Below are 26,021 nucleotides of genomic sequence, written 5' to 3'. Positions count from 1 at the left end.
CGACTTCTCAATTTGCCTTCGGCGCGGCGGCCATCGACCGCCAGACCGGACGCAGCGCCTCATGCGCCAATGTGTAGGACGGGGCCATCGCCTCGTAGATGGCGGCAAGCTTTTGGTCGCTCGGCTCGGCCGGGCCGAGCAGCGGCGTCACCCATTCGGCGACGCAATCGTCCATCGATGCGTATTGGCCGACGCACACCGCCGCGATCATGGCGGCACCCGCCGCGCCCGCTTCCTCGCGCTCGCTGGTGCGGATGTCGGCGCCGACCGCGGCACCCAGGATTTTGCGCAAGGCCGGGCTTCTCGCCGCGCCGCCGGTGAGGCGGATTTCCTTGGGCAATGGACCCATCGCGGCGTAGCAATCGCGCGCCGCGAAGGCCAGCCCTTCGAAGACGGCACGCACCATGTCGGCATAGCCGTGGCGTGAGGAAATGCCGACGAAGCCGGCCCTGGCATTGGCGTCGACGAATGGGCCGCGCTCGCCGGCCTCCGACACGTAGGGCTGGTAGATCATCGAGGCCGGCTGCGAGGATGCGATCCACTGGTCGACAAGCGCGATCATCTCGCCATTCGTGCGCGAAATCCCTTGCGAAGCGAGGATGCCGGAGGCGAGGCCGAGCACCCAGTCGATGTTGAGCGTCGCCGCCATGTTCGACTGGAGTTGCGCGAACACGCCAGGCGCCGGCATCGCCATCGTGTAGCCGGTCGCGGCCTCATTCAGCTGAACCTCGTCGGGGGTCTCGGCAAGCCGCATATGCATGCCGGTCGAGCCGATGATGGTGCAGCCCGGTTTGCGCTGCCGGTCGAACAGGCCAGCGCCGAGGGCGGTGCAGACGACGTCGACATAGGCGAGCACGACCGGCGTGCCGGCAAGCAGGCCGGTGACGTCGGCCGCCGCCTTGGACAGCGCAGCGCTTTGCCTGGTGCCATCAACGATCGGCGGCAGGAGATGCCGGAGATCGGCGACGCCGAGCACATCGAGCACATCGTCGGAATAGTCGCGGGTGCGGAAGTCGCCGAAGGTGAAGGTCCCTTCCGAAGGATCGGTGGCTCGCTCGCCGGTCAGCCGGAAATAGAGCCAGTCCTTGCAGTGGAACGCCGTCGCGGCGCTCGCGAGCATGGCCGGCATGGTGCGCTTGATGAAGGCGAACTGCGATCCCTGCTGGCAGGCGGCAAGACCGCTGCCGGTCTTCTCGAAGCGCAGCCGGTCCTCGGGTCGGGCGCGGATCTCCTCGACCACCGCAGCGGAGCGCGCGTCGAGCCACAGCCAGCCCTTGGCGACCGGCTCGCCATCCTTGTCGATCAGCCAGGTGCCATCGCCCTGCCCGGTCACCGCGATGGCGATGACGCGGCTGGCGAGATCCGGCACCTTGTCGGCAAGCTGGCGCAACGTGGTCGCCGTATCGGCCCAGGTGCGCGCCAGATCCTGCTCGGCGCCGCCGCCAGGCAGTGTCTCGTATTTGTTCGGCAGCGCCGCAGCTGCGATCTGCCGGCCCGCCGTGTCGAAGGCGACGGACTTGATGACAGACGTGCCGGCGTCGATGCCGATCAGCACATCCCGCATCAGGCAAGCTCCATCCCGTGCGAAATCGCATTGCCGCTCGCCTGGTCGAAGACATGCAGGTTCTTCGGGTCGATGCTGACATTGATCGGCGCGCCCAGTTCCAGGCGGGTGCGGTCGTGCTCGACCAGGACCAGCGAGCCGCCGGCGAAATCGGCGGCGATATGCGTCTGGTCGCCGAGCCACTGGTTGGCCGAGACGGTGGCCGGCACGCCCTCCTTGGAGCGGCGCACCGCATAGGGCCTGACGCCGATCACCACGCGCTCGCGGTTGAGCAACTGGTCGCGGACCGGGGCGCTGAAAGCGTCGTGGTCATAGTCGAGCGACAGCCCATCGGGCAGCCTCAGACTGATCTTGCCGGCGGCATTGCCGACATAGGCCTCGAAGACGTTCATCGGCGGTTCGCCGACGAAGGTGCCGGTGAACAAATTGGCCGGCCGCTGCTTGATCATGTCGGGCGTGTCGAACTGCTGCAGCACGCCGCCCTCCATCACCGCGATGCGGTCGGCCAGCGCGTTGGCCTCGGTCTGGTCGTGGGTGACCAGGATCGCGGTCAGGCCGCGCTCCTTGATGAAGTGCTTGATGCGGCCGCGCAGCACGGCGCGCAGCTGCGGTTCGAGCTGGCCCATCGGCTCGTCGAGTAGATGCAGGTCGGCATTGCGGATCAGCGCCCGGCCGAGGCTGGCGCGCTGCTGCTGGCCACCGGAGATGAAGCTCGGATAGCGCTCGAGGATGTCCTCGATCTCGAGCAGCTTGGCGATGCTGGCGACCTTGGCGTCGACCTCGCTCTTCGGCAGCCTCGCCGCCTTCAGGGCGAAGGCCATGTTCTCGCGTACGGTGAGCGGCGGATAGAGCGAATAGCCCTCAAAGGCCATCGCCACATTGCGCTTGACCGGCGCCAGCGTGTGCACCTTGCGGCCGCCAACCGAGATCGCGCCGCGCGAGATCTCCTCGAAGCCGGCGATCATGCGCAATGTCGAGGTCTTGCCGCAACCGGACGAGCCGAGCAGCGCCACGATCTCGCCCTTGGCGATCTCCATCGTCAGGTTCTTGACCGCGTGCACGCCACGGTCGATTGGACCGTAGAACTTGTCGACGCCGGAAAGGGTGATTGCGCTGGCGCTCATGCCGCTTCTCCGCTGCGCAAATTGACGACCTTGTTCGCGCCGATGCGCTCGCCGCTCGCATGATCGAACAGAAGCGCGCTTTTGCTGTCGACGGCGATGTGGGCCTTGCCTTCGGCCTGGCCCGGGGTTCCGGCCGGGCGCGAGACCAGGATTTCGCGGCCGCGCACGGTGCGCACCAGCGTGACGATCTTTTCGTTGAGCGGCGTCTCGGCCTCGACCGTCACGGGGAAAGCGCCGGGCGTGCCTTCGCCGGCGAAGCTCAGCGCCTCGGGCCGCAGCCCGATGACGCATTCGCGCCCGACCGCCGTCTCAAAGGCGCCGGCGAGATGCACCTGGACGTTCGACAGGCCGACATAGATGCCCTTGGCGTCGCGCGCCGGCTTGACGTCGAGCAGATTGATGGTCGGGTCGCCGAACAGCCTGGCGATCTCGATGTTAGCCGGCTCGCGATAGATCTGCTCGGGCGTGCCGAGCTGCCTGATGACGCCTTGCGACATCACCGCGATGCGGTTGCCGAGCGCCATGGCCTCCTTGTAGTCCTGGGTGACGTAGATGACGGTCGCGCCACGATCGTGCAGAAGCCTCGGCAGTTCGAGCCGCATCTCGAAGCGCAATTTGGCATCGACGTTGCGCAAGGGATCGTCAAGCAGCAGCAGCGGCGGCGAACCGACCAGAGCGCGGGCAAGCGCGGTGCGCTGCTTCTGGCCGTTGGACAGGGCGCGCGGCTTGTGGCTCAGCACATGGTCGATCTTGAGCAATTTGGCGACGCTTTCGACGCCGGCCTTGATCACGCCTTGCGAGGAGTGCCTGGCTTCGAGCGGCGTCGCGATGTTGTCGAAGGCGGTCATATGCGGGAACAGCGCGAAATTCTGGAACGCCATACCGACGCCGCGGAATTCGGCATCGACGTCGGTCATGTCCTCGCCGTCGATGAGGATCTTGCCCTCATCGGGATCGATGACGCCGGCGACGAGGCGCAGCAGCACCGTCTTGCCGGCGCCGGACGGCCCGAACAGCACCAGCGTCTCGCCGTCGGCGACGGTCAGCGACAGATCGTCGAGCACAGTCTGGCTCTTGTAGCGCTTGACGACGTTCTTCAGTTCAAGGCTTGCCATCGGACTATCCTTTCACCGCGCCGAGCGACAGGCCTTCGACGAGATAGCGCTGGGCATAGAGGGCAAGCGCCAGCGTCGGCGTGATCGACAGCACGATCGCGGCCGAGATCTGGCCGTACTGGATGCCCGACGAGGTGATGAAGGCAAGCGCGCCGACGGTCACCGGCTGCTTGTCGGCCGAAGCCAGCACCAGCGCGAAGACGAAATTGTTCCAGGCAAAGATGAAGGCGAGCAGGCCGGCAGCCGCAATGCCCGGGCCGGCGAGCGGCAGCGCGATCTTGCGGAAGGTGGCGAACCAGGAATGGCCGCCGATGCGATAGGCGTATTCGATGTCGGCTGGAATGTCCTCGAAGTAGCCGCGCACGATCCACAGGATCAGCGGCAGGCAGATCAACTGGTAGACCCAGATCAGGCCGAAATAGGTGTTGGCGAGCCCAAGCTTCTGGAAATAGAGGGTGAGCGGCAGGAGCACCAGCAGTGCCGGCGCGAAGCGGAACGACAGCAGCGTGAAGGCGATGTCCTCCGAGCCGCGGAACTTGTGGCGGGCAAAGGCGTAGGCGGCGGGAACACCGAGCAGCAGCGCGACGGCAACAGAAGTGACCGACAGGAACACCGAATTCCACAGGTTGCGCATGAAGGCGATGTCGAGCGTGCCGGACACCGTCGTCAGCTTGCCGGTGATCAGAGCGGTGTAGTTGGCCAGCGTCGGCTCGAAGACCAGCTGCGGCGGAATGCGCAGGATGGTCTCGTTGGTCTGGAACGACATCATGAAGATCCAGACGATCGGGAACATGAAGAAGATGACGACCAGCGTCAGCGCAATGCCGCGCAGGATGCGTTCGAGAAGCGAGGTGTGTTCCATCCCGGCCTCCTATGCCTGCCCGCGGGCGCGTTCGCGCAGCCGCAGCCAGTTCTTGATGAAGATGTTCGACAGGAAATAAGTGATCGCCCACAGGATGATCATCAGCGCCGCCGAGCGGCCGACATTGGTCGACTGGAAGAAGTTGAGATAGGCCTCGACTTGGAACACGGTCAGCGTGTCGCCGGGCCCCCCTTGGGTCATCGCATAGATGATGTCGAACTGCTGGATGGAATCGAGCAGGCGAAACAGCGTCGCCGTCAGGATGTAGGGCGTCAGCATCGGCAGGGTGATGCGGAAGAAGACGAAGCTGCGCGGCACGCCGTCAAGGGCGGCCGCCTCGAAGGGCTGCGTCGGCAGGCTGCGCAGGCCGGCCAGCAAAAGGATCATGATGAAGGGCGTGTAGACCCAGATGTCGACCAGCACGACGGTCAAAAGCGCCGTCGACGGCGAGGAGGCCCAGCGGAAATCCTGCAGGCCGATGAGGCTGGCGAGATAGCTCAGCACGCCGAAGCCCGGATTGGTCATCAGCTTCCACATGAGTGCTGCGAGCGCCGGCGCCGTCATCAGCGGCATCAAGAGCATGATCGAAATGAAGTTGTTCAGTGTCGAGCGCTTCTGCAGCAGCATGGCGATGGCGAGGCCGAGCAGCAGTTCGAGCACGACGGTGATGCCGGCATAGAGCAGCGACACCTGCAGTGTGTTCCAGAATTTCGGGTCGGTGAAGAAGGAGATGTAGTTGTCGCCCCAGTTGAACTGCCGCGCCCAGGGCTGACTCAGCCGGTAGCGCTGGAACGAATAGACCACTGAAGTCAGGAACGGGATCAGTATACCGATGCAGACCAGCAGGGCCGGTAGGCTGAGGAGATAGGGCAGAACCCGCTTGCTGATCCTGAAGCCGGAGGGTCTGACCCTCTGTACTGTCGCCGCAGTCATCTGCTGCTCCATCATTCCTGTTGCTTCGCCCTGCCGGCCGCCCAGGGAGCCAGGCGGCCGGTCGGGCGAATTGGCGGTGCCATCAGGCACCGCGTCGCAAACCTAGAACTGCGTGGTCGAACTGGCCCGCCGGAACAGGCCAGACGCCACGCGATTTAGCCGAGACCAGCTTCCTTAAGTTGACCATTGATGCTCTCGGCCAGCTTGTCGAGGCCCTCGTCGATCGGCACTTCCTTGGCCACCATCTTCTGCAGCGTCGCCGCCCATTCGGTGGTGAGGTCGAAGAACAGCGGCTGCGCCGTGAACTTGATGCTGGCGCCCGGTGCCGAAGCATCGAACATCTCGACATAGCCAGGATAGCTCTTGTTCAGCTTCTCGCGGAACACATCGTCCTTCCAGACCGACTGCCGAACCGGATTGACGAAGTCCATCTTGGTGGCGCCGAACAGCGCATGCTCTGGTCCGGAGGCCCATTGCATGAAGTACCAGGTGGCGTCCTTGTCCTTGGAGAAGTTGGACATCGACAGCGACCAGATCCAGATGTTCGGGGTCGGTGCCTTGGCGGCCGGATTGGCCTTGAAGCCGGCGAAGGCGAGCTTGCCGGCCATCTTGTTGTCGCCGCCATTCATGAAGTAGCCGAGGATGTCGGCGTCGAAGATCATCGCCGAGGCGCCGGCGCCGAGATCGGTGCCGACCTGGTACCAGGTGTAGGTCGACCAGTCCTTGGGACCGCTCTCCTGGATCATCTGCACCCACTGCTTGTGGAAGGCCTTGGATTCGGCGGTGTTCATGGCGGCCGACAGTTTGCCGTCGGCCGACACGTTCAGGTCCTTCTGGTCGAAATTGGCGTAGGCCGACAGGAAGCCCGGATGGATCGTCGCCCAGGAGCGCGAGCCGCGCACGCCGATGCCGTAGACGCCGCCACCGACATCCTTGGTGAGCTTGGCCGCCGCGGCGACCAGCTCGTCCATGTTGCCGGGCACCTTGACGCCGGCCTTCTCGAACATCCCATGATTGTAGGTGATGTTGTTCTGCTCGAAGCCCCACGGAATGCACCACTGCTTGGCATCCTCGGAACCCAGCTCTCCGCCCGGCTTGCCGTTCCAGGCGCAGGAATTCCTGACGCCGGGCAGGAAGTCGTCCCAGGCATAGTTCGGATTGGTCTTGGCCGGATCCTTGATCCATTCATTGAGGTCGGTGATCCATCCGGCCGGGCCGTAGGTCCAGGTCATGTAGGCGCCGGTCATGAAGGCATCGTATTCGGGCGAGCTCGCCGACAGTGCCGCGGTGACCTTGTCGAAATAGACGTCTTCCGGGAACACGTCATAGACGACGTTCATGCCGGTCAGTTGCTTGAAGTTCTCGAGGTTGGCGATCATCGCATCGGCATAGGGATGCTTGTTGAGCAAGAGCTTGATGGTCTTGCCCTTGTGCGCCTGCCAGTCGAAATCGGCGGCGAGCGCACGGGTCTGTCCGAAGTTGAGCAGCGTGCCGGCCGTTCCGGCGGCGAGGCCCAGTGCGCCGAGGCCCCTGATCAGGCCGCGGCGATCGACTTGTCCGCGCATGAACGCGTCGATCAGGTCTTTCTCTTTCTCATACATTTTCTCTTCTCCTCCACAGGGTAGTTTCAACCAATAAATTGCCGGCTACCCGACCAGCGTCTGCTCCACGAGCGATCGCGCCGTCCGCTCGTCGGTTATCAGGCCCTTGAGATAGCGGCCTTCCAGCACTGACTTAATGGCACGAACCTTCACCTTGCCGCCGGCGACGGCGACAATCCTGCGGTTGGCGATGTCCTCGCGCGCCAGCGCCAGCGCCCGACTGGACACCGTCGTCGCCACCGGCTTTCCGGCCGCGTCGAAGAAATGGCCGAGCAACTCGCCGACGGCGCCGTTGCTACGGGTCTCCTCCATCTCGCCCTTCTCGATCATGCCAGTGGCAACGAGCGAAGCCTCGCGCTCGGCAGTGCCGATGCCGGCGATCAAAAGGTCGGCGCACCTCGCGAGATCGAAGACCTCGCTGATGCCCTTCTGGCCGAGCAGCACAGTGCGGTCCTCGGCGGTGTTGGCGAACATCGGCACCGGCATGACATAGGCTTCGGCGCCGGTGCGTTCGGCAAGGCGATGGATGACGTCATGCGGGTTGGCCGAGAATTTTCGCGTCAGGCCGCCGAGCAGCGAGACGAAGCGGATCCCGTCGGCCGATATGCGCGGCAGGTATTCGACGCAGGCGGCGAGCGTGCGGCCGTGGCCGACGCCGATCAGCGTGCCCTCGCCGCGTTCGATCTCGCGCTTGAGGAACTGCGCGCCGGCAATGCCCAGCGCCTTGAGCGGCAGGTCCTCGGAATCGAAGTCCGGCACCACCTCGCAATAGTCGAGGCCGTAGCGGCCGGACAGTTGGTCCTCGAGTGCGACGCATTCGGAGACCTCGCCGTCGATATAGACTTTGACCAGCCCTTCCTGGTTGGCCTTGGTGATCAGGCGGTGCGCCTTGAGGCTGGTCAGGCCGAGCCGCTTGGCGACCTCGGACTGGGTCAGGCCGCCGGCATAGTGAAGCCAGGCGGCGCGGGTCGCCATGCTGGTCTCATCGTCGCGCAGCAAGCCGTTGCCGAACCCAACCATTTCCACCCTTTGATATTTTTATCAGTTGTTGCAAAATTTTTCACAAGGCTTTGCCGGAGTCAAGCGCCGCGTGTTCAAATCGCGCAAAGGAGTGGCGTCAGCGAAGGGGAACCATCACTGCCCCAGCGATGTTGAGAGACGGTGGGGATGCGATGTATGCGAGGACGCGGCGCGTCTAAGCCGCCAAGATGGAACGATGTTCGAGCCGTTTTGCTGCGAGATGCCGCTTCATCCGACCTGGCCCGACCTCGCCGCGCGGCTTCTGCTCACGCTGCTGGCAGGCGTCCTCATTGGCCTGAACAGAGAGTCGCGCGGTCGCACCGCCGGGCTTCGAACGACCATCCTGGTTGGCCTTGCGGCTGCCATCGCCATGATCCAGGCCAACATTCTGCTCGACATAGCGGGCAAGGAAACGGACTCCTTCGGCCGCATGGATGTGCTGCGATTTCCGCTCGGCGTGCTGACCGGCGTCGGCTTCATCGGCGGCGGCGCCATCCTTCGGCGCGGCGACCTCGTGACCGGCGTCACCACCGCCGCCACGATGTGGATCATGACGATGATCGGACTGGCTTTTGGCGGTGGCCAGTTCGGCCTGGCGGGAATTGCGACGCTGCTGACCCTGGTGACGCTTCAGGCCTTGAGATGGGTCGATCTCCGGATCCCGCGCGACCATCACGCAATCCTTTCGGTCTCCTGGGCGAAAGGGTTGCCGCCCGACCTCCAGGAGATGGTGCGGCCGCTCGGCTACGAGGCGCGCTTTGTCGGCATGGAGCATGACGCCGGCCGCGAGCGCTTCGTGTTTTCGTTCAACCTCGAATGGAAACAACCCGATGCGATAGAACCCTCGACGGACGTGCTGGCGGTGGTCGGCCAGCACTGCGAGCTCGAGCGCTTTGAACTGGTCGGCGAAAAGACGTCTTGAGCGGTGCCGGGACCGCCGACAAAGCTCAGCCTGGCTTCGGCGCTTCGGTGTCGGCGCGAACGACCTTAATATCGGCCGCCGCGGCCCAGGCGCCGATATCCTCCCGCCGCAAAGCCGCCGCCATCATGTCCGGAAACAGGTCCGGCGTGCAGGCGAAAACCGGAACCCCAAGTGCGGCGACCGAACCGGCCATGGCAGGGTCATAACCGGGCCGGCCCTGATCGGTAAGCGCCAGAAGCACGACGACATTGACGCCGGACCGGACCAGCGATGCCAGCCGACGCAACAATTCCTGGCCGTTGCCGCCTTCATAGAGGTCGGTGATCAGCACGAAATGGGACTTGGTCGGCCGCTCGATGCGCTCGGCGCAATAGGCGACCGCCTGGTTGATGTCGGTACCGCCGCCAAGCTGCACGCCGAACAGCACTTCGACCGGGTCGCTAAGTTCCTCGGTGAGATCGACGATCGCTGTATCGAAACACACAAGCCTGGTGCGCACGACCGGCAGCGAGGCCATCACCGCCGCGAAGATCGAAGCGTAGATCACAGAGCTTGCCATCGAACCGGACTGGTCGACACACAGCACGACCTCGTCGAGGTCGACCAGCCGGCGCTGCTTGCGCATGAAGCCGACCAGCTTTTCCGGCACGATGGTTTTGTGCTCGGGCTGGTAGTGGCGAAGGTTTGCCGAGATGGTGCGCGGCCAGTCGATATCGCGCTGGCGCGGGCGGTTGGTGCGTCTCGACCGGTCGAGCGCACCGCGTATCGCCTCAGCGGTCTTCTGTTCGAGCCGCTGCATCAGCTTGGCGACGATGTCGGCGATAATGGTGCGGGCGATGTCCTTGGTCTTGGACGGCATCACCGAGCGAAGCGAAATCAGGTCGGCAACCAGATTGACGTCCGCCTCGATCGCCTTGAGGAATTCCGGCTCCATCAGCATCTGCTTCAGGTTCAGCCGTTCGAAAGCGTCCTTCTGGACGATCTGGACGACCTGCGCGGGAAAGAAGGAGCGGATGTCGCCCATCCATTGCGCAACGCGCGGCGCAGAGCGGCCGAGGCCGCCGCGGCGCTTGCGCGGATCGGCGGCAGCATTGCCGGCGCCATCGCCGTAGAGGGCGTCGAGCGCGGCCGAAAGCCGCTTGTCGTCGTCGGAAAGGGCTGGCGATGTTTCGTCGGCGGCGCCGATCGCCAGGCGCCAGCGACGCTCCCGCTCGCCGTCCGGCGTGAGTGCACCAGGCTCGTTCATTTCGGCCTCGTCATCCATCGCCACCCCCCATAAGCAATGGTCCGAGCCGTTCCAGGTGCCGGCGCCAGGCCTCGCCACCATCCGGCGCCGGCGTCAGGCCAGCCGGCAGGCGCGCCGCGCGGCCGAGAACCGCCTCGATCAACCGCCGGCGCTCCATGCTGTCCAGATTGGAAAAGACGCGGCGCAGCAATGGCAGATGCGCGACGAAAGCCTCTTCATCGAGCGACTTCAGCCAGGAATCGACCGCGCCACGCAGACCCTCGTCATAGATGAGCCGCTGGCCGGCGGTGCTGAAGAAGCCCTCGAAGAACCCCGCCGCATCGCTGACCGGCGTTCCGGGCGACAGGCGGCGCCCGAGCAATCCGGCGGCAGCTTCGGCGGACAGTTGGCCGGCTTCGTAGAGAAGGTGCGCGGCACATCCCGCCAGCAGCGCCGTCGATCGTGGGCCGTCGAGCACGGCGGCCAGCCCGTCGCGCCATCCGCTCAGCACGTCGTCCCCGGGTTCGACCAGCCTGATGGCTTCATCGGCCTTGCGCAGGGCGCCGACCAGTGCCGCGGCAGCCTGCTGATCGAGATCGCGCACGGCATAGGGCAGTGCGATCGCTGCTTCGACGATCAGCCGTTCCATGAGGCCGGACAGGCGGTTCGTCTCCGTCTTGCGCGCCTCGCCATAGCGGATGATGTCGGCTAGCGGCGGCACCGACGCCAGGATTTCCAGGCATTCGCTGCTGTGCGCCGCGCGCGCCTCCAGCGCCACGAGGCCGGCGCTCGAGGCTTCCGACAGGTCGGCCGTGATCGCGCCCTGCACCAGGGCGGCAAGTGTGTCGAGGGTTGCCGCCGCGCCGACCATCTGGGTCAGCCGGCCGTTAGCGGCCTTTTCGATGGTCGGGCCGTAGACAAGGTTCTCGACCAGCCGAACGGCATATTCCGGCTCCCAGGCCAGCGTCCAGCGCTCACGGAAAGTGCCGCGGCTGCGCCCGGCGTCCGTCAGCTTGCCCCAATGCACACCGAGCACGTTCAACCGGTGCAGCAATGTCGAACGGAAAAGCCCGCTTTCGCTGCGCAGGTCGACCGACAGTTCGCGCTCCAGCGCCTCGGGTTTCAGCCGCGCCGCCTTCTGGTTGCGCTGCAGGTCCTCGATCAATGGCGCCAGCGGGGTGTCGGGTGGGATTTCACCGACGTCCGCACCGAGGAGCAGTTCGGCCCCGACAAGCGCCCACAGCAGTGCCTCTCCGTTGAACAGGGCGGCGACTGAAGCGTCGCGCAATTCTTCAAAACCCGGCTTTGGCCGCTCGCGAATGGCGGCGAGCGCACGGGCGAGCCGCTCCGCCTCGATCAGCGAAGCGGTCGAGATCAGGTGCCCCTTCTCCCGCAGCACCGCCGCAATCATCGCCAGCCACAGGGTTGCCCCGTCATGGCGGCCGCGCGTGCGCCAAAGATGCTTGCACCAGCCCGGGGCCACGACGCCCGCGCCATAGCCAAGGCCCGACGCCAGGCGCGGTCCCGTCCAGGGCGCCCACGTCATCGTGCTTTTGCGCCGGGCGATGCCCTTGAGCAGCGCCTGATCGGTTTTCTGGACGTGCGTCGCCTGCAGCGCCGGCACGTGCCATGCGCCGCAGACCACCGCTATCGGTCCATCGAACTCTTTTCGCGCTGCGGCGATTTCGAGCCGCATATGCGCTTCGCGCCTGGCTTCGAACTTTGCGATCGACCCTTCACCTTCGCGCAATGTCGTCATCGCGTCGGCAATGGCCGCGAAAATGGGGCCGGGTTCAGGGTTCTGCTCGACGATGTCCGACCACCAGCTTTCGCCATCCTCGTAGCCGGCGGCATGCGCAAGAGTGCCAATCGGATCACGGCGATGCGGGTCCTCGTCATCGCCGGCTTCGGTGACTTCGCTGGCTTCGGCAGCGTCAGTGTTTTGCGCGGTATCCATCGCCTCGGCGGGCAACCGCGCCGACGACGGCAGGTCGATGAAGCGCAATGCCGCCTTGTTGCCGACCGCCCAGAGGACCGCCTGATATTCGGGAGAGAATTCGGCGAACGGCCAGAAGCTGGTCGAGGCCGGGTCGTCCTGCGGGTAGCAGAGCAATGCCACCGGCGGCTGCATTTCCGGCCGGGCCAGCAACGGCAACAGCGCCGAAGCATCGCTCGGCCCTTCGATCAGGACGGCGACCGGACGCAATTCCTGCAACGCCTGCACGAGGCTGTCGGCGGAGCCGGGCCCGTGATGGCGTATGCCGAAATAGGCGATGTCGCTGTGCTTCATCGTTGTCAGATCGCCGCGTTCAGCGCCGCATAGTAGCCGGCATAGTCGGGCCGCTTCTTGAGCACCGTTTCCAGATATTCTTCCAGCACGATCTTGTCCTGCACCGGATCCTTGACGATCGCTCCGACAAGGCTGGCGGCGAGACCTTCGGCGCCGAGCTTGCCGCCGTCGAACCAGGCCGCCTGGCTGAGGCCGCCAACCATGGTGGCGATGGCCTCTGCCGTCGACAGCGAGCCCGAAGGTGTCTTCAGCGTCACCTTGCCGTCGGCGGTCGAGCCGGAGCGCAATTCGCGGAAGATGGTCAGCACGCGAGCAATCTCTTCGGCGACATTCTTCGGCACCGGCAGGTCGAGGCCGCCTGCCATCTCACCGACGCGTTTGGAGACGATCGAGACCTCTTGCGCCATGTCCTCGGGCAGCGGCAGGACCACGACATTGAAGCGCCGCTTGAGCGCCGAGGACAGCTCGTTGACGCCCTTGTCGCGGTTGTTTGCCGTGGCGATGATGTTGAAGCCGCGCTGGGCATAGATCGAGGTGTTCAGCTCGGGGATCGGCATCATCTTTTCGGACAGCACGGTGATCAGCGTGTCCTGCACGTCCGAGCCCATGCGCGTCAGTTCTTCGAGGCGGCACAGCTTGCCGTCCTGCATGGCGCGGTAGAGCGGCGTCGGCACCAGCGCTTCCTGGCTCGGGCCTTTCGCCAGAAGCCGGGCATAGTTCCAGCCATAGCGGATCTGGTTCTCGTCGGTTCCGGCCGTGCACTGCACGATCATTGTCGAGTCGCCCATGATGGCCGCGGCGAGATGTTCCGAGACCCAGGATTTGGCGGTGCCGGGAACGCCGAGCAGGAGCAGCGCACGGTCGGTGGCCAAGGTCGCCACAGCGGTTTCCATCAGCCTCCGGCGGCCGACATATTTCGGCGTTATCAATGTGCCGTCGCTGGCCTTGCCGCCCAGCAGATAGGTCAGGACGGCCTTGGGCGAGAGGCTCCAGCCAGCGGGCTTTTGCTTGTCGTCGCCGCGCGCCAGCGCTTGCAATTCACTGGCATAGGCCTGCTCGACCGGGAGACGGATGGCTGCGTTCATGGGTTCTTCTCCGGATTGATCATGTGTCGGTTCCAGACGATTGTTCTGTCAGCGCTGCGTTTAGGCGCAGGAGAGTCAGTGAAGGAGCCGCGGGCGGAATGCCGGCTGCGACGACCTCGTCGATCAGTCTGGCCGCCGTGGCGGTGGTGGTGAGAAAGCCCATCGTTTCGAGGACATCGTCGACGCCGCGCCGCATGGCGTCGTCGGTTCCGCCGATGATCGAACGCAGTGCCGGAAGCACTTGCCCGTTCGTCAAGTCGTCCCATCCCAGCCAGCCGGCCTCGATGCCTTCCGCCAGACTGATTACGCCAAGGTAGTTCGTTTCCTTGAGGATCGAGCGGATGAACACGCGCTTTCTGCGGCTGTCCAGGCGCGGTGTCAGGTGCACCACGAACATCGCCGGTTTGCCGCCATCGGTGACAAGCGTATCCGCCATCTGTGTCACCGCGGCGTCGCTGCCCGAGGCGGCGACCATTCGTGCGATCAGGATGTCGGCATTGTTGTCGGCGCCGAACTGCCAGGCGCCGATGATTTCGGGTTCGGTGGCGCCGAACCGTGCGGCGAGGTCGACAAGATTGCAGGTCTCGAACAATTCGGCGCGACGCTGTTCCTGCGCCGGGGATTTGAGTTTTGCCGGCGTGTAGGTGGTGCGGCGGCGGATGAAGCCGGATTTGCCTTCGCTGACGAAAGCGGCGAGTTCGGCAACGGGATCATCCGTCCCGACGTCGCTAGGGCGACCGTGCTCGCCCAACCTTGCCAGCAGCCGGCCAGCCAGTTCGCGCACCTTGCCGGAACGGTCGGTGGAAAGGCTTTTCAGGAAAGGCGCATCCTCAAGGGTGAGACCGAAGCGCATGAGTTCGATGAGCGCAAGCCTGACCTCCGCCACTTCACCCGGCGCCTTAGTCTCGATCAGCATGCGAGCCGCGGCCGGTTCGATGCGACGCATGTCGGCCAGAGCGATGCGGCGCGCTGCGGGATAGAAGTCATCCCAGTTTTCCTCCGTCAGTTTCTCGCGCGGGGCATGCGCCTGCCCTTCGACGCCGGCTTGCCAGTCGATCCAGGGGGCGTAGACATCCGGGCTGTTCTGGTCCGACACGGCAGGCATCCAGTCCATTGGATGAAGCACGAAGCCGCGGCTGGCCACCAGCGTCACCACACGAACCTTGCGCCTTGCGTCAGCAGCCTGTTTCAACGCGGCCCTCAACAGTGGCCGCAGCCGCTCCGGCAGCATGGGCGGGGCAAGCACAGGCAGCGGCGGACGACGCTTTAGAACCTTCGGTGCCGCAGGCCGCAAGCCGATGTCGAGCACCTGCGCGGCGATCGCCAGCAGCCGGCGCTCGCGTTCGTCGGGGCTTGCGGTGCCAGCGATTTCCTTCCACGCGGCTGGTGCGAGGTCGAATGTCGGTCCGCCGGTGATCCAGCAGTCGCGCATTGCCGCCAGGCCTGTCTGCTCAAGCTCGTTCACGACAGATCGAGCCTCCCGAACCTGCTCTGCGCCGCCAGAAGGTCAAGCCTGGCGCCATTCCACAGCGCCGCGGCGGCTCCCAGATCGATGCCGAGCAAGGTTTGATCGACAGCACCGGCGATCGGCAAGGCAATCCCATGCGGATCATCGTCCGCCTGCCACCAGGCGGTGCCGCGGTCGTCGAGCGAGATCGCGCCAGGAGGCAGGATGAGAGGACTGTCGGTAAGCCATGGCGCGCCATCCTGTTGGGACGCGCGCGCCGCGAGCGGGTCTTTCAACTCGCCGAAATCAGGCCACGCCGCCCCGGAAGCGACGTCACCGATGCGCTCCGCCACCAGCGCGCGGAGCGGTGCACGCGATGGATAGAACACCAGCCGGGCGTTGAAGCGGTCGCCTGGCGCGAAAGCGTTGGATCGGCGCCCGGCCGAAGCCGGAAAATAATCGAGCAGCAGGGCAAATTGCGGCGTGGCGCTCTTCAGATCGAGCAGCCAGGTCGAATGGCTGACGAGGCCGTCGCGACGGGTTTCGATCTTCTCGCCGAGAACCTCCCAATGGCTTTCCACCTGCCGGGCGTCGGGATTGGCCAGAATCTGTTCACGGGTTTCGGATGTCGCTACGAGCCGCTTCAGTTCAGGGTCGTCAGGCTCCGATCGCCAGGCTTTGGCCAGCAGCACCAGCTTGCCGAGCTCGCGGATCGCCGCGTCCGGTCTTTCCTCGCTGCGCAGCGCCATCAGCCGCGACGGTATCTCGTCGATGCGCCCGGCAAGCGCAGTTGCCTTCAGGTCGACGAGCCGCGCGGCAATGCGGCGGCAACGCTCGCTGCTGGCGTCGACAAATCCGGAAAGGCCAAGCCGCAACTGGTCGGCGATCCATTGGTCGAGTTCATCGAGCGCCGCCGACACCGCGGACCGTGTATCTTGCGCCCGCTTGCGCTGCGCCGCCTCGCGGCGTTCGACCGCCGCGGCGTCCTCGACGACCGCACCCTCATCCGGCTGCAGAGCCTCGTCGATGCTCTTGGCTGCCGCGCCGGGCATTGGCCCCGCCGCCTGTGGCGTCGTTTTCCGGCGCCGGCCAAGCCAATCATTCACCCAGTCCGGCGTCGAGCCAGCGGGAGCAAAACTGGCTGGCGCCGTGGCGGCGATCCACATCAAGGCCAGCGTGTGTTTGCAGGGAAACTTTCGCGATGGGCAGGTGCATTTGTAGCCGTGATCGCTGGTATCGACCACCACGCGATAAGGGTTGGAGCCGGAGCCCTGGCATTCGCCCCAGATCAGGGCCTGCTGCTCATTCCTTTCAAGGCGCGGCCAGTTCGATCGCTTGGTCAGCTTAGAGGCGGCGCCGAGCGACGCCTGGTCGGGAGCAAGCGCCTCTATGGTTTTCAAGTCGAATTCCAAGCCGCGCCCCTCGTGACCCCGAACCAAACGTCGTCGCCAGTATAGGTAGCCGTTTGTGAAGAATTATTGTAGCGCGGATGTAGGAAAGCGTGCCTTGCCCAGCTTATCGATCGAGCACCCACCGGCAGCCTACGCGAGGGGGCGCGCGAAGCGAATAAGGGGCGTCAGCCTCTGCCCTTCAAGAACTCGATCACCATCGCCGCCGTCCAAGTGAAACGGCCGCCGCCGAGCGGCTCGCCGGTGTGCGGGTCGTAATATTCGGCAAAACCGCTCTCGGTGATCAAATCGAGGCTCGACTGCGTGATGCGCCGGGCAACCGCGCCATGGCCGGCGGCGGCAAGTCCGTCGGCGATCATGTAGTTGACCACCAGCCAGACCGGGCCGCGCCAATAGCGCTTGGCGTCGAAGCGCGGATCGTCGGGATCGTGCGAGGGCACGACAAAACGCGCCTTGCCGGCAAGTCGCTCGACGGTTGTGGCGACAGAAGCGACGCGCGCCGCAGGGATGGCCGCGAAGGCCGGCAGGATGCCGCCGACGGAGGCGCTGTCTACCAGCTTGCCGGTGGTGCGGTCGAGGCAGAGATACTGGCCGTGCGCCTCGCTCCACAGCTGCTCCATCGCCGCCAGGCCCTTTTCGACGCGGGCACGGTTGGCGCTGGCGATCTCTTTTTCACCAAGAGCCTCAGCGAGATCGGCAAGGTCGGATGAGGCGCGGATCAAGATGGAGTTGAAGCCGGGATCGACGATCTGGAAGGGCGAGGCATCGTGAAGCCGCGCATTGTCCCAGCCGAGTGCGCGAAAATGCTGCACCAGCCAGAGGTAGCGATCGTATTGCTCTCTTGTCGGACGATGCGCCGGATCGGCGTGCAGGGTGTCGCGGCGGGTGTAGGGCTCGACGCCTTCGGTCGGCACGCGCTCGAAGGCATCGTCCCAGTCGATGGAGTTGTCGCGGCCGGACTCCCAGGGATGGATAATGGCGACCAGCCCCACGCCCTTCGGGTCGCGGCTTTCGTAGAACCAGCGGTGCCAGGCGTCGATCTTGGGCAGCAGCGCGCGGGCACGCTCGGACGCCAGTTTCTTGTCCTTGGCGCGGTCGAACAGGCGTCGCACGGCAAAGCCAGCGACGGCCGGCTGGGTGATGCCGGAGGTGGCCGTCGGGCGGCCGGTTTGCCAAACCTCTGGGCCGGGGAAATAACCGTCGCTCCAGACGTGGAAGACGATGTGCGGCACCATGCCATCCGGCCACTGATGCGCGAACAAGGTCTCGATCTCGGTCCAGGCACGCGCCTCATCATAGTGGGCAAGGCCGAGCGCGGTGAGGCAAGAATCCCAGTTCCACTGGAATGGATAGAGGCCCTTGGTCGGGATAGTGTAAGCGCCGTGGTCATTCTCCTTCAGCACCTCGATGGCGCGGGCGATGGTTTCGTCGACGGCAAGAGAAGTCATGAAGCGTTCGTTCTTTCTGGATCAAAGGGCATTGGTGGTTTCGGGATCGAACCAGCGGATGCGGTCGGGTTTGGGCGCGAGGCGCAGATGATCGCCGACTTGGACGCTGGCATTCGATTCCAGGATGGCGCGGAACAACCCGCCCTCGACATCGCAGGTGACCAGCGTGTGTGGCCCGAGCGGCTCGATGACGCGCACCGTGGCCTGCAGGCCTTCACTGCCAGCGTCGACGTCTTCCGGGCGGATGGCGAATTCGATCTTCTGCCTGTCCGATTTCGGGCCGGGCAACGTCAGTCCGGCGACGGACCAGCTGCCATTCGCAGCCTTCGTCGCGGGAATGAAATTCATCGGCGGATTGCCGATGAAGGAGCCGACGAAGCGGGCGGCCGGGTTGCGATAGACCTCGACCGGCGAAGCCGCCTGGACGATGCGGCCCTGATGCATGACGGCGATGCGGTCGGCGAGGCTCATCGCCTCGACCTGGTCGTGGGTGACATAGATCGTGGTGGTCTTCGACGCGGCGAGCACGCCCTTGAGTTCGGCGCGCATCTCCAGTCGCAGCAGCGCGTCGAGGTTGGACAGCGGCTCGTCCATCAGGATGACGTCGGGCTCCATGGCGAGCGCGCGGGCAACGGCGACGCGCTGGCGCTGGCCACCTGAGAGCTGGCCCGAATAGCGCTTCAGCAACTGCTCGATATGCATGAGCTCGGCGGTGCGGTTGACGCGTTGCTCAACTTCCTGCTGCGGCAGCTTCTTCATGCGCAGGCCGAAGGCGATGTTCTCGAACACGGTCAGATGCGGGAAGACGGCATAGTTCTGGAACACCATGGCAATGCCGCGCTCGCGCGGCGGCAGGTTGTCGACGCGGCGGCCGCCGATCCAGACCTCGCCATGGCTCGGCGTCTCCAGCCCGGCGACGATCCTGAGCAGAGTGGTCTTGCCGCAGCCGGAGGCGCCGAGCAGCACCATGAATTCCTGATCGGCGATGCTGAGGTCTACCTGATGCAGCGCGGTGAAGCCGCCAAAGCGCTTGGCCACTCCCTTGATCGCGATTTCAGCCATGAGCCTTCTCCCGGTCGAGCGTCATCGGTTGGCGATCCCCCACATGGCGAACAGATATTTCCTGACGGCGAAAATGAAGATCAGCGCCGGCACGACCAAAGCCGCGCCGCCGGCGAATTTGAGATACAGCGGCGACTCGCCAAGGCTCTGCAGGAGGAAGGCGGTCAGCGTACGGTTCTCGATGGTAAGCACAGCGGCGGCGAACACCTCGTTCCAGGAGATGGTGAAGGCGAATACCGCCGAAGCGGCGATGCCGGGCAGCGCCAGCGGCAGGATGACCTTGCGAAAGGCCTGCAGCCGTGTGCAGCCGAGCGTCCAGGCCGCTTCCTCGAGTTCGACCGGTATGCCCGAAAACAGCGAGAAGGTGATCAGCACGGCAAAGGGCAGCGCCAGCGTGGTGTGCACCAGCGCTAGGCCGATCGCGGTGTCGTCGAGACCGGTGCGGATGAACATCACCGCCAGCGGCAGGGCCAGCAGCGGGAGCGGGAAGGCGCGCGTCATCAGCACCATAAAACGGAACGTGCCCTTGCCCGGAAAATCGAAGCGCGACAGCGCATAGCCGGCCGGCGCGCCGAAGCCGATCGACAGGATCATCGTTAGCGTGGCGACGAGGACAGAGTTCCACAGCGCCCTGGCGACACCGGCGAAATTGATGAAGAACGAAAGACTGCCGACGTCGAAGGACGGGAAGAAGCGCTTGGGGAAAGCGGTGACCTGTTCCGGCGACGACAGCGCGTTGACGATCAGGAGATAGATCGGCAGCAGCACCCAGACGCTGAGCAGGATGGCGGTGGCGACGAGCAGCCAGCCGCCGGCCCTGCGCGCATCGGCGGCCGTAGCGATCGGCGCTTCGGCAACGGCGCTCATATGCGCGCCTCTTTGGGCACACGCAGCACCCTGAGGAAGAACAGCGTGAAACCGATCGAGATGGCGAGGATGAGCAGCGCCGAGGCGGCCGCGACATTGCGATCCTGCAGCGTGAATTGCCAGTTGTAGGTTTCGCCCATCAGCACCGGCAAATTGGTGCCGCCAAGGGCGGCGACCACGGCAAAAACCTCGAAGGCGAGGATGACGCGCAGGATGATCGCCGTCTGCAGGCTGGGGCGAAGCAACGGCAGCGTGATGCGCACGAAGCGCTTCCAAGGGCCGGCGCCAAACACTTCGGCCGCCTCGTAATACTCTTTCGGAATCAAGCCCATGCCGGCGACGAGGATGACCATCATGATGGCGGTGGCGCGCCAGATCTCGGCCAGCGCTACGGCGATGAAGATCGTCAGCTTGCTCTGATAACCGAGGAACATGATCGGCCGGTCAACGATGCCGAGGCCGGAGAGCAGCGTGTTGAGGAAGCCGGACTGGTCGAAGATGGCAAGCCAGATCAGGCCGGCGGCGAGATCGGAAATGCCGAGCGGAATGGCAAAGATGTAAAGCGCGGCACTGCGACCCGTCTCAAGCCGCGACACCACTGAAGCCATCAGCAGCGCCACGGCCAGTTGGATCGGCACGACGATCGCCGCAAGCAGCAGCGTATTGCGGACGGTGACCGGGAATTTCCAGCTGCCGGCCATGGTGCGGAAATTGTCGAGGGTGAAGGCGCCGTCGCGGGTCACCGCCTCGAAGGCAACCAGCGCGAACGGGTAGAGGAAGAACACGCACAGGAACAGCGTCGCCGGCATCAGCAGAAGATAGGGCAAAGCCTTGCCGTGCATGGTGGTGTCCTTTGCGATGGTGCTGCGATCTGGGCGCCCGGAGTGCAAAAAGCTCCGGGCGCCCCTTGGGAGGATCGGTTGATACTCATTCGACCGGGCAAGCGCCTTCGGACGGCTTGTCGGGCGCCCAGCACGGCGCTTTGGCCTGGTCGATGATCGCCTTGAGCGCGGCCGCCTGCTCTTCGAGCACGCCATGCACGTCCTCGCCGCCAAGCACGATGCGCTCGAAGCTGTCGGTGTAGACCTGGTTGAACTTGCCGCCGAGATCGCCGAGCCCCATCGGCAGCAGCGCCGGCAGCGCATCGGGAGCGCCTGTCATGGTGGCGATGGCAGGGCCGAAGGCTTTCACCGAGGCCGGCATGTCGTCGGGCAGCTTGACGTCGACGACGGGGAAGAAATTGGTCGCCTTCAGCGTCGCGATCTGGGTTTCCGGCTTCAGCATATAGGCGACCAGTGCCTTGGCCTTGTCCATGTCAGGCGAGGTCTTCGGAATGGCGACGCCGGCGACCACCGGCATGAAGCCGCGGCCGGCGGGACCAGCCGGGGCCGGGAAGGCGACGAACTCGTCGGGCTTCTGGTTGAAGGCATCGGCGAGCCGCGCGACATGGTCGAACGCGACCCAGACCTCACCTGAAAGCAGTGGCTCCTGCATGAAGGCGTAGTTGGTCGAGTTCGGGTTGGTGTACTGCCAAAGTTCCTTGAACTTGTTCCAGGCGGTCTCGGCCTCGGCCGAGCGGAACTTGGTCACCATCGAACCGGTGTAGGACGGGTAGAGGAAGCCTTCGAAGAAGCGGTGCTTCAGTCCCTTGGGACCGGCCGGAAAGCCGAATTTCGGCGAGCCGGTCTTTTCGGCGATATTCCTCGACCATTCGATCAGCTGGTCGTAGGTGATGGTGTTGAGATCGACGCCTTGCGGCAGATATTGCAGCGCCTGCTTGTTCGCCGCCATCAGGTAGGTGGCCTGCATCCAGGGCATGTATTTCTGCTCGCTGGTGCCGAGCATGCCGAGCTTCCTGTAGGCCTCGTTGACCTTGACCCCGCCGACATCGACGCCGGACAGGTCGACAAGGTTGGCGCCGACGGTGGAGAAGTCGCCATGCAGGCCGCCAAGCAGGCCGATCGTGCCGGAGCCTGCCTGAAGTTCGGCCTGCAGACGGGTGAGCCAGGGGCCGTCCTCGGCGACCTGATAGTCGACGGGGCCGTCGAAGCCTTTCAGCACCGCGTCGCGCATCTTCTGCGTTTCCTCGACCGGGCGCGCCTGTGTCGACCAGAACAGCACCTGCTGGGCGTGCGTAGCGCCGCCGGCAAGGGACAGCGCCAACGCTGCGCCTGCCAGTGTCTTCAATGCATTGATCATGCTCATCCTCCCTGGATAGGCGCCGTCATTTGCGGCGTCAGCTTCTTGTCAGTGGTGCGGGTCCATGGCTGGCCCGAGGAACCAGCGTCGGCCGGATCAATCGTGTCAGCGGTTCAGCCGGCCTGTCGGCGATGATGGTGAGCAGCATGTCGGCGATCTCGCGCGCACACTGGCGGATCGAGGCGTCGAAGGTGGTGAGGCCTGGCGGCGCATAGGCCGAAGCGACGACATTGTCGAAACCGATGACGGAGAGATCGCGCGGCACCGTGAGGCCGGCGCGGGCAGCCTCCTCCATCACCGTAAGGGCCAGTTCGTCGAACAGGGCGACAATGGCCGTCGGCCGCTCAGGCCCGTGCAGCATCTTGTTGAGGGCCTGGATGCGGGCGCCGCGATCGAAGCGCGGCGCGGTCGCCACATCGAGCCGCACCGACGGGTCGCCGCGGCGAGCAATGGCCGCGGCAAGCCCGTCCTGCCGCAAATGCCGGAAGGTCATCGGCTCTGAAATCGTCACCAGGCCGAAATGCCGATGGCCGAGATCGTAGAGCATGTCAAAGGCTTCGCCGAAGGCGTGCGCGCCGTCGGTGTCGAGCCAGTTGTAGGCAAAGTCGCTGTCGAGCAGCCGGCCATGGGCGACGAAGGGGAAGCCGCGCTGGCGCAGATAGGCGAGCCGCTCATCGACCTCGGCGATGCGGGTGACGACGACGCCGTCGGCGCGCCCGGATTCGACGACATGGCGCAGCACCGACAGTTCCGACTGGCCTTCCGCGGCAGTGGCGAGGATGAGGTCGGCGCCGTGCGACACCAGTCCCTCGCCAAGCCCGGTGACGAACTCGCCGAGGAAGGAATCGACAAGGTTGGGACCACGGATCGGCAGCACCAGGCCGACGAAGCCGCTGCGGCCGGACACCAGCGTGCGCGCTGCGGTGTTGGGAACATAGCCCGCCTGGCGCGCCGCCTGGGCGACGCGCTCGCGCGTCTTCAGGGCAATCTGCTGATGGCCGGCAAGCGCCCGCGAGACCGTCGTGATCGACAGGTCAAGGCTCGCCGCAAGCTCCTTCAGCGTGATGACACGGGCTGGCAATCGCTCCTCCCGAACGAATTCTTTGAAACGTTTGTAATGCGGTTTTGCGAAATTGCAAACGTTTTAAATTTGAGTCGGCGACGAGGCTGCCTGACCGGTCGGGGGCGAGCAGGTGCTTGCCCTTGCCACCCAACCACGCCGATGAGCTTCTCAGCCTCAGACACACACAAAGCGCTTGCCAAGACCAGGAGGCGCCTTCTGCGACGCCTAAGCAGACGACTGTACCCTCCGCCCAAAACTCCGCATCAGCCCCTTCGGCAAAAACAGCATCGCCAGAACAAATGGTCAGGCCCGAATCACCAGTCGGGCACGACGATCCTTGCGAGGTCGAACACACCGCGTACAAGACCAACGCTCTGGCGATCATGATCGGCGACCGCTGCGCCGATTTTATCCTTGGCCAAAAGTGGTGCGCCGGATTAGCGGGCATCGCGCAGGATCACGCGCGAAGCCGTCGCGCCGTGATCGGCGCATGACATGTCGTTTCCGTCTCCGCCGGGAGTATGAAAGACCGTAGACTTCGCCGGTCAACGGAGATCTGGACCATGCGTCTTTTCGGTCGTTTCGTGCTTGCCGCTTCAGTTGCCTTCTCCCTCGCCTCGGGCGCGGCTTTCGCCCAGGACAAGAAACTCAAGCTCGGCACCGAGGGTGCCTATCCACCCTTCAACTACGCCAATGCCGACGGCACGCTGGGCGGCTTCGACATCGATCTCGGCAAGGCGCTGTGCGCCGAGATGAAGACCGAATGCGAGTTCGTCGTGCAGGATTTCGACGGCTCCATTCCCGCGCTCCAGGCCGGCAAGTTCGATGCCATCATCAACATAACCATCACGCCCGAGCGGGCCGAGAAGGTCGACTTTACCCACAAGTACTACCAGACACCACCGGCCATCGCGGTGCCAAAGGACTCGACCGCAACAGGCACCTCGCCGGACGACTTGAAGGGCAAGGCATTGGGCGTGCAGAGCGCGACGATCCATCAGAACTTCGCCGAGCAGAAATACGGCGGATCGACCATCAAGGCCTATCCGACCGGCGATGATGCCCGCACCGACATGGCCAATGGTCGCCTCGATGCGATGATGGATGGCTCGATCATCCTGACCGAATGGCTGAAGAAGCCCGACGGCGCCTGCTGCAAGCTGCTTGGCACCCTGACGGCCGATCCGGCCATTCACGGGCCCGGCGTCGGCATCGCGCTGCAAAAGGGCAATAAGGAACTGACCGACAAGCTCAATGCCGCCATCGATGCGCTGCGCGCCAACGGCAAGTATAAGGAAATCAACGACAAGTATTTTTCGTTCGACGTCTACGGCAGCTGATTTCCGTCACAATGCAACCCATGGAGCGTCCCTCGGGGCGCTCCTGATGCTGCACCACCGTATGGGAGACTTTCTTGGCTGAGCGGCGGTCCCCTTTCTACGGCAGCATCGTCGGACTGGGCGCGACCATGGGGCGGGTCGGCGGCGATTTCATCTCGGCCAGATACTATTCCGGCATCGCCGACGAGCACCTGAACACGCGCAGCAATGTCGGCGTCCAGGACCTCAGCACCATGGGCAAGATGGACATCAAGGGGCCGGATGCCGAGGCGCTGGTCAACCATGTCATCGTCAATGATGCATCGGCGATGCGGCCGGGTCAGGTGCGCTACTCCACGGTGTGCCGCGAGGACGGTGGCATCATCGACGACCTCACCGTGTTCCGGCTGGCGGCGGAGCATTTCATGCTGGTGACCGGCTCGGTCAACCGCCTCAAGATGTTGCCTTGGCTGCTGCATCACGCCGAGGGGCGAAAGGCCTATGTCACCGACATCACGGCGGCGATCGCCTTCCCGACGATCCAGGGGCCACGCTCGCGCGCGCTTCTCAAGGCGCTGGTTTCGGATGCCGATCTGGACGGGCTGAAACGCTGGTCGTTCACATCAGGGCGCATCGGCGAGACGCGCGTGCTGATCTCGCGCACCGGCGTGACCGGCGAACTCGGCTACGAGTTGTTCGTGCCGGCCGACGAGGCAGCATCGGTCTGGGACATGCTGATGCGGACCGGCCGGGATTTCGGCCTCAAGCCGTACGGCGTGCTGGCGATGTTCACGCTGGGGCTGGAGAAGGCCTATCCGGCGCATGGCATCGACATGGACGAAAGCCGCACACCGTTCCATGTCGGCCTCGATCGCTGGATCCGGTTCGACAAGGGCGATTTCGTCGGCCGCGACGCTTTGCTCAGGGTTCGCGACAAGGGTGTCGACGAGCGCTGGACCGGCCTGATCCTCGACGGCGACAAGTCGGCCGCGACCAATGCCCGGGTCACGGCGGGTAGCAAGGACGCCGGGATGGTGACCTACAGCGATCATGGCTATTCCCTCGGCAAGGTGCTGGCGACCGCGCATCTCAGGCTGCCGTTCACCGCTGTCGGCACCGAACTCAGCATCGACATCGACGGAACTCCGACACGAGCGACGGCCGCGCCGATGCCGTTCTTCGATCCCGAGGGCTCGCGGCTGAGAGTCTAGAGCGGTTCAGCTTTTGATTGAATCGCCGACCCGCTCTAAGTATTTGCTTTTACGCAATTCCGGACGGAAAACCGCTACGCACTTTTCCTGGAATTGCTCTAGCTAGAGCGTGTCGCCGATCTTCAGCCTAGAGCCTTTCAGGTTTTGACGGAAGCATATCCGGCGTTGTTGAAGTAGTTTGAGCATTCGTCGGGTTCTATGGTGGCGACGAGGTGTCCGATGTGTCGCCAGGTATCGGCGATGGTTCGCTTCTGT

General features: G+C 64.6%; 22 protein-coding genes and 1 pseudogene. 4 read left to right on the top strand and 19 right to left on the bottom strand.

The features are described from left to right. Positions 1-7: 7 nt before the first annotated feature. The 7 genes from D3227_RS10830 to D3227_RS10800 all read right to left on the bottom strand — a co-directional run bounded on the left by D3227_RS10830 (position 8) and on the right by D3227_RS10800 (position 8,219). Entirely contained in the window at positions 8-1,564 is a 1,557-nt protein-coding gene (locus D3227_RS10830) for an FGGY-family carbohydrate kinase (RefSeq protein WP_120014114.1), read from the bottom strand. Further along, the gene (locus D3227_RS10825; protein ID WP_120014113.1) at positions 1,564-2,688 is read right to left on the bottom strand and encodes an ABC transporter ATP-binding protein; all 1,125 of its coding nucleotides are present in this window, start codon (positions 2,686-2,688) and stop codon (positions 1,564-1,566) included. The genes D3227_RS10830 and D3227_RS10825 overlap by 1 nt, the downstream gene beginning before the upstream one ends. Beyond that, positions 2,685-3,803: an ABC transporter ATP-binding protein gene (locus D3227_RS10820; RefSeq protein WP_120014112.1), complete on the bottom strand. Its 1,119-nt coding sequence runs from the start codon at positions 3,801-3,803 to the stop codon at positions 2,685-2,687. Before D3227_RS10820 ends, D3227_RS10825 begins: the two co-directional genes overlap by 4 nt. A 4-nt stretch (positions 3,804-3,807) precedes the next feature. Further along, the gene (locus D3227_RS10815; RefSeq protein WP_120014111.1) at positions 3,808-4,665 is read right to left on the bottom strand and encodes a carbohydrate ABC transporter permease; all 858 of its coding nucleotides are present in this window, start codon (positions 4,663-4,665) and stop codon (positions 3,808-3,810) included. Between the two features lie 9 nt (positions 4,666-4,674). Continuing rightward, positions 4,675-5,598, bottom strand: a complete 924-nt coding sequence (locus D3227_RS10810) for a carbohydrate ABC transporter permease (protein ID WP_120014300.1) — start codon at positions 5,596-5,598, stop codon at positions 4,675-4,677. 155 nt (positions 5,599-5,753) lie between these two features. After that, positions 5,754-7,199, bottom strand: coding sequence for an ABC transporter substrate-binding protein (locus tag D3227_RS10805; RefSeq protein ID WP_006206393.1), 1,446 nt, complete (start codon positions 7,197-7,199; stop codon positions 5,754-5,756). A gap of 45 nt (positions 7,200-7,244) precedes the next feature. After that, positions 7,245-8,219, bottom strand: coding sequence for a sugar-binding transcriptional regulator (locus D3227_RS10800; RefSeq protein ID WP_120014110.1), 975 nt, complete (start codon positions 8,217-8,219; stop codon positions 7,245-7,247). Between the two features lie 196 nt (positions 8,220-8,415). On the opposite strand from D3227_RS10800, the gene D3227_RS10795 reads away from it, so the two are divergent. Beyond that, positions 8,416-9,141 carry an MgtC/SapB family protein gene (locus tag D3227_RS10795; RefSeq protein WP_120014109.1) on the top strand — a complete coding sequence of 242 codons (726 nt, stop codon included), beginning with the start codon at positions 8,416-8,418 and terminating at the stop codon, positions 9,139-9,141. 25 nt (positions 9,142-9,166) lie between these two features. Here D3227_RS10795 and D3227_RS10790 read toward each other — a convergent pair whose 3' ends face one another. From D3227_RS10790 to D3227_RS10740, 11 genes are all read right to left on the bottom strand, one after another. Continuing rightward, the gene (locus D3227_RS10790) at positions 9,167-10,387 is read right to left on the bottom strand and encodes a VWA domain-containing protein (protein ID WP_425374495.1); all 1,221 of its coding nucleotides are present in this window, start codon (positions 10,385-10,387) and stop codon (positions 9,167-9,169) included. A 10-nt stretch (positions 10,388-10,397) separates the two neighbouring features. After that, the gene (locus D3227_RS10785; protein ID WP_120014107.1) at positions 10,398-12,656 is read right to left on the bottom strand and encodes a DUF5682 family protein; all 2,259 of its coding nucleotides are present in this window, start codon (positions 12,654-12,656) and stop codon (positions 10,398-10,400) included. Positions 12,657-12,661: 5 nt separating this feature from the next. Next, a complete protein-coding gene (locus D3227_RS10780; RefSeq protein WP_120014106.1) occupies positions 12,662-13,741 on the bottom strand; it encodes an ATP-binding protein in 1,080 nt (359 codons plus the stop codon). 19 nt (positions 13,742-13,760) lie between these two features. Next, positions 13,761-15,206 carry a DUF5691 domain-containing protein gene (locus D3227_RS10775; protein WP_120014105.1) on the bottom strand — a complete coding sequence of 482 codons (1,446 nt, stop codon included), beginning with the start codon at positions 15,204-15,206 and terminating at the stop codon, positions 13,761-13,763. After that, a complete protein-coding gene (locus D3227_RS10770) occupies positions 15,203-16,588 on the bottom strand; it encodes an SWIM zinc finger family protein (protein WP_245451723.1) in 1,386 nt (461 codons plus the stop codon). Before D3227_RS10770 ends, D3227_RS10775 begins: the two co-directional genes overlap by 4 nt. A gap of 176 nt (positions 16,589-16,764) precedes the next feature. Beyond that, positions 16,765-18,045 (bottom strand): amylo-alpha-1,6-glucosidase, encoded by a 1,281-nt coding sequence (locus tag D3227_RS10765; RefSeq protein WP_120014103.1) that lies wholly within the window; start codon positions 18,043-18,045, stop codon positions 16,765-16,767. Between the two features lie 21 nt (positions 18,046-18,066). Further along, the gene (locus D3227_RS10760; protein WP_120014102.1) at positions 18,067-19,107 is read right to left on the bottom strand and encodes an ABC transporter ATP-binding protein; all 1,041 of its coding nucleotides are present in this window, start codon (positions 19,105-19,107) and stop codon (positions 18,067-18,069) included. A gap of 21 nt (positions 19,108-19,128) precedes the next feature. Next, a complete protein-coding gene (locus D3227_RS10755) occupies positions 19,129-19,974 on the bottom strand; it encodes a carbohydrate ABC transporter permease (protein WP_120014101.1) in 846 nt (281 codons plus the stop codon). Then, on the bottom strand, positions 19,971-20,816 hold the full coding sequence (locus tag D3227_RS10750; protein WP_120014100.1) for a carbohydrate ABC transporter permease: 846 nt from the start codon (positions 20,814-20,816) through the stop codon (positions 19,971-19,973). Before D3227_RS10750 ends, D3227_RS10755 begins: the two co-directional genes overlap by 4 nt. An 85-nt stretch (positions 20,817-20,901) precedes the next feature. Beyond that, positions 20,902-22,173 carry an ABC transporter substrate-binding protein gene (locus D3227_RS10745; protein WP_120014299.1) on the bottom strand — a complete coding sequence of 424 codons (1,272 nt, stop codon included), beginning with the start codon at positions 22,171-22,173 and terminating at the stop codon, positions 20,902-20,904. A gap of 37 nt (positions 22,174-22,210) precedes the next feature. Further along, entirely contained in the window at positions 22,211-23,254 is a 1,044-nt protein-coding gene (locus tag D3227_RS10740) for a substrate-binding domain-containing protein (RefSeq protein ID WP_120014099.1), read from the bottom strand. 281 nt (positions 23,255-23,535) lie between these two features. On the opposite strand from D3227_RS10740, the gene D3227_RS10735 reads away from it, so the two are divergent. The 3 genes from D3227_RS10735 (at position 23,536) to D3227_RS10725 (ending at position 25,766) form a co-directional block, all read left to right on the top strand. Next, positions 23,536-23,730: a hypothetical protein gene (locus tag D3227_RS10735; RefSeq protein ID WP_120014098.1), complete on the top strand. Its 195-nt coding sequence runs from the start codon at positions 23,536-23,538 to the stop codon at positions 23,728-23,730. Positions 23,731-23,799: 69 nt separating this feature from the next. Next, positions 23,800-24,576: an ABC transporter substrate-binding protein gene (locus tag D3227_RS10730; RefSeq protein WP_120014097.1), complete on the top strand. Its 777-nt coding sequence runs from the start codon at positions 23,800-23,802 to the stop codon at positions 24,574-24,576. A gap of 74 nt (positions 24,577-24,650) precedes the next feature. Continuing rightward, the gene (locus D3227_RS10725) at positions 24,651-25,766 is read left to right on the top strand and encodes an aminomethyl transferase family protein (protein ID WP_120014096.1); all 1,116 of its coding nucleotides are present in this window, start codon (positions 24,651-24,653) and stop codon (positions 25,764-25,766) included. Between the two features lie 137 nt (positions 25,767-25,903). Here D3227_RS10725 and D3227_RS10720 read toward each other — a convergent pair. Next, a pseudogene (locus tag D3227_RS10720) lies at positions 25,904-26,021 on the bottom strand (IS630 family transposase); the annotation flags it as partial.

The sequence above is a fragment of the Mesorhizobium waimense genome (genome assembly GCF_003601975.1).
Taxonomy (GTDB): domain Bacteria; phylum Pseudomonadota; class Alphaproteobacteria; order Rhizobiales; family Rhizobiaceae; genus Mesorhizobium; species Mesorhizobium waimense.
Note: the sequence above shows the minus strand (reverse complement) of the source record. Positions and strands in the feature narration are given on the sequence as shown.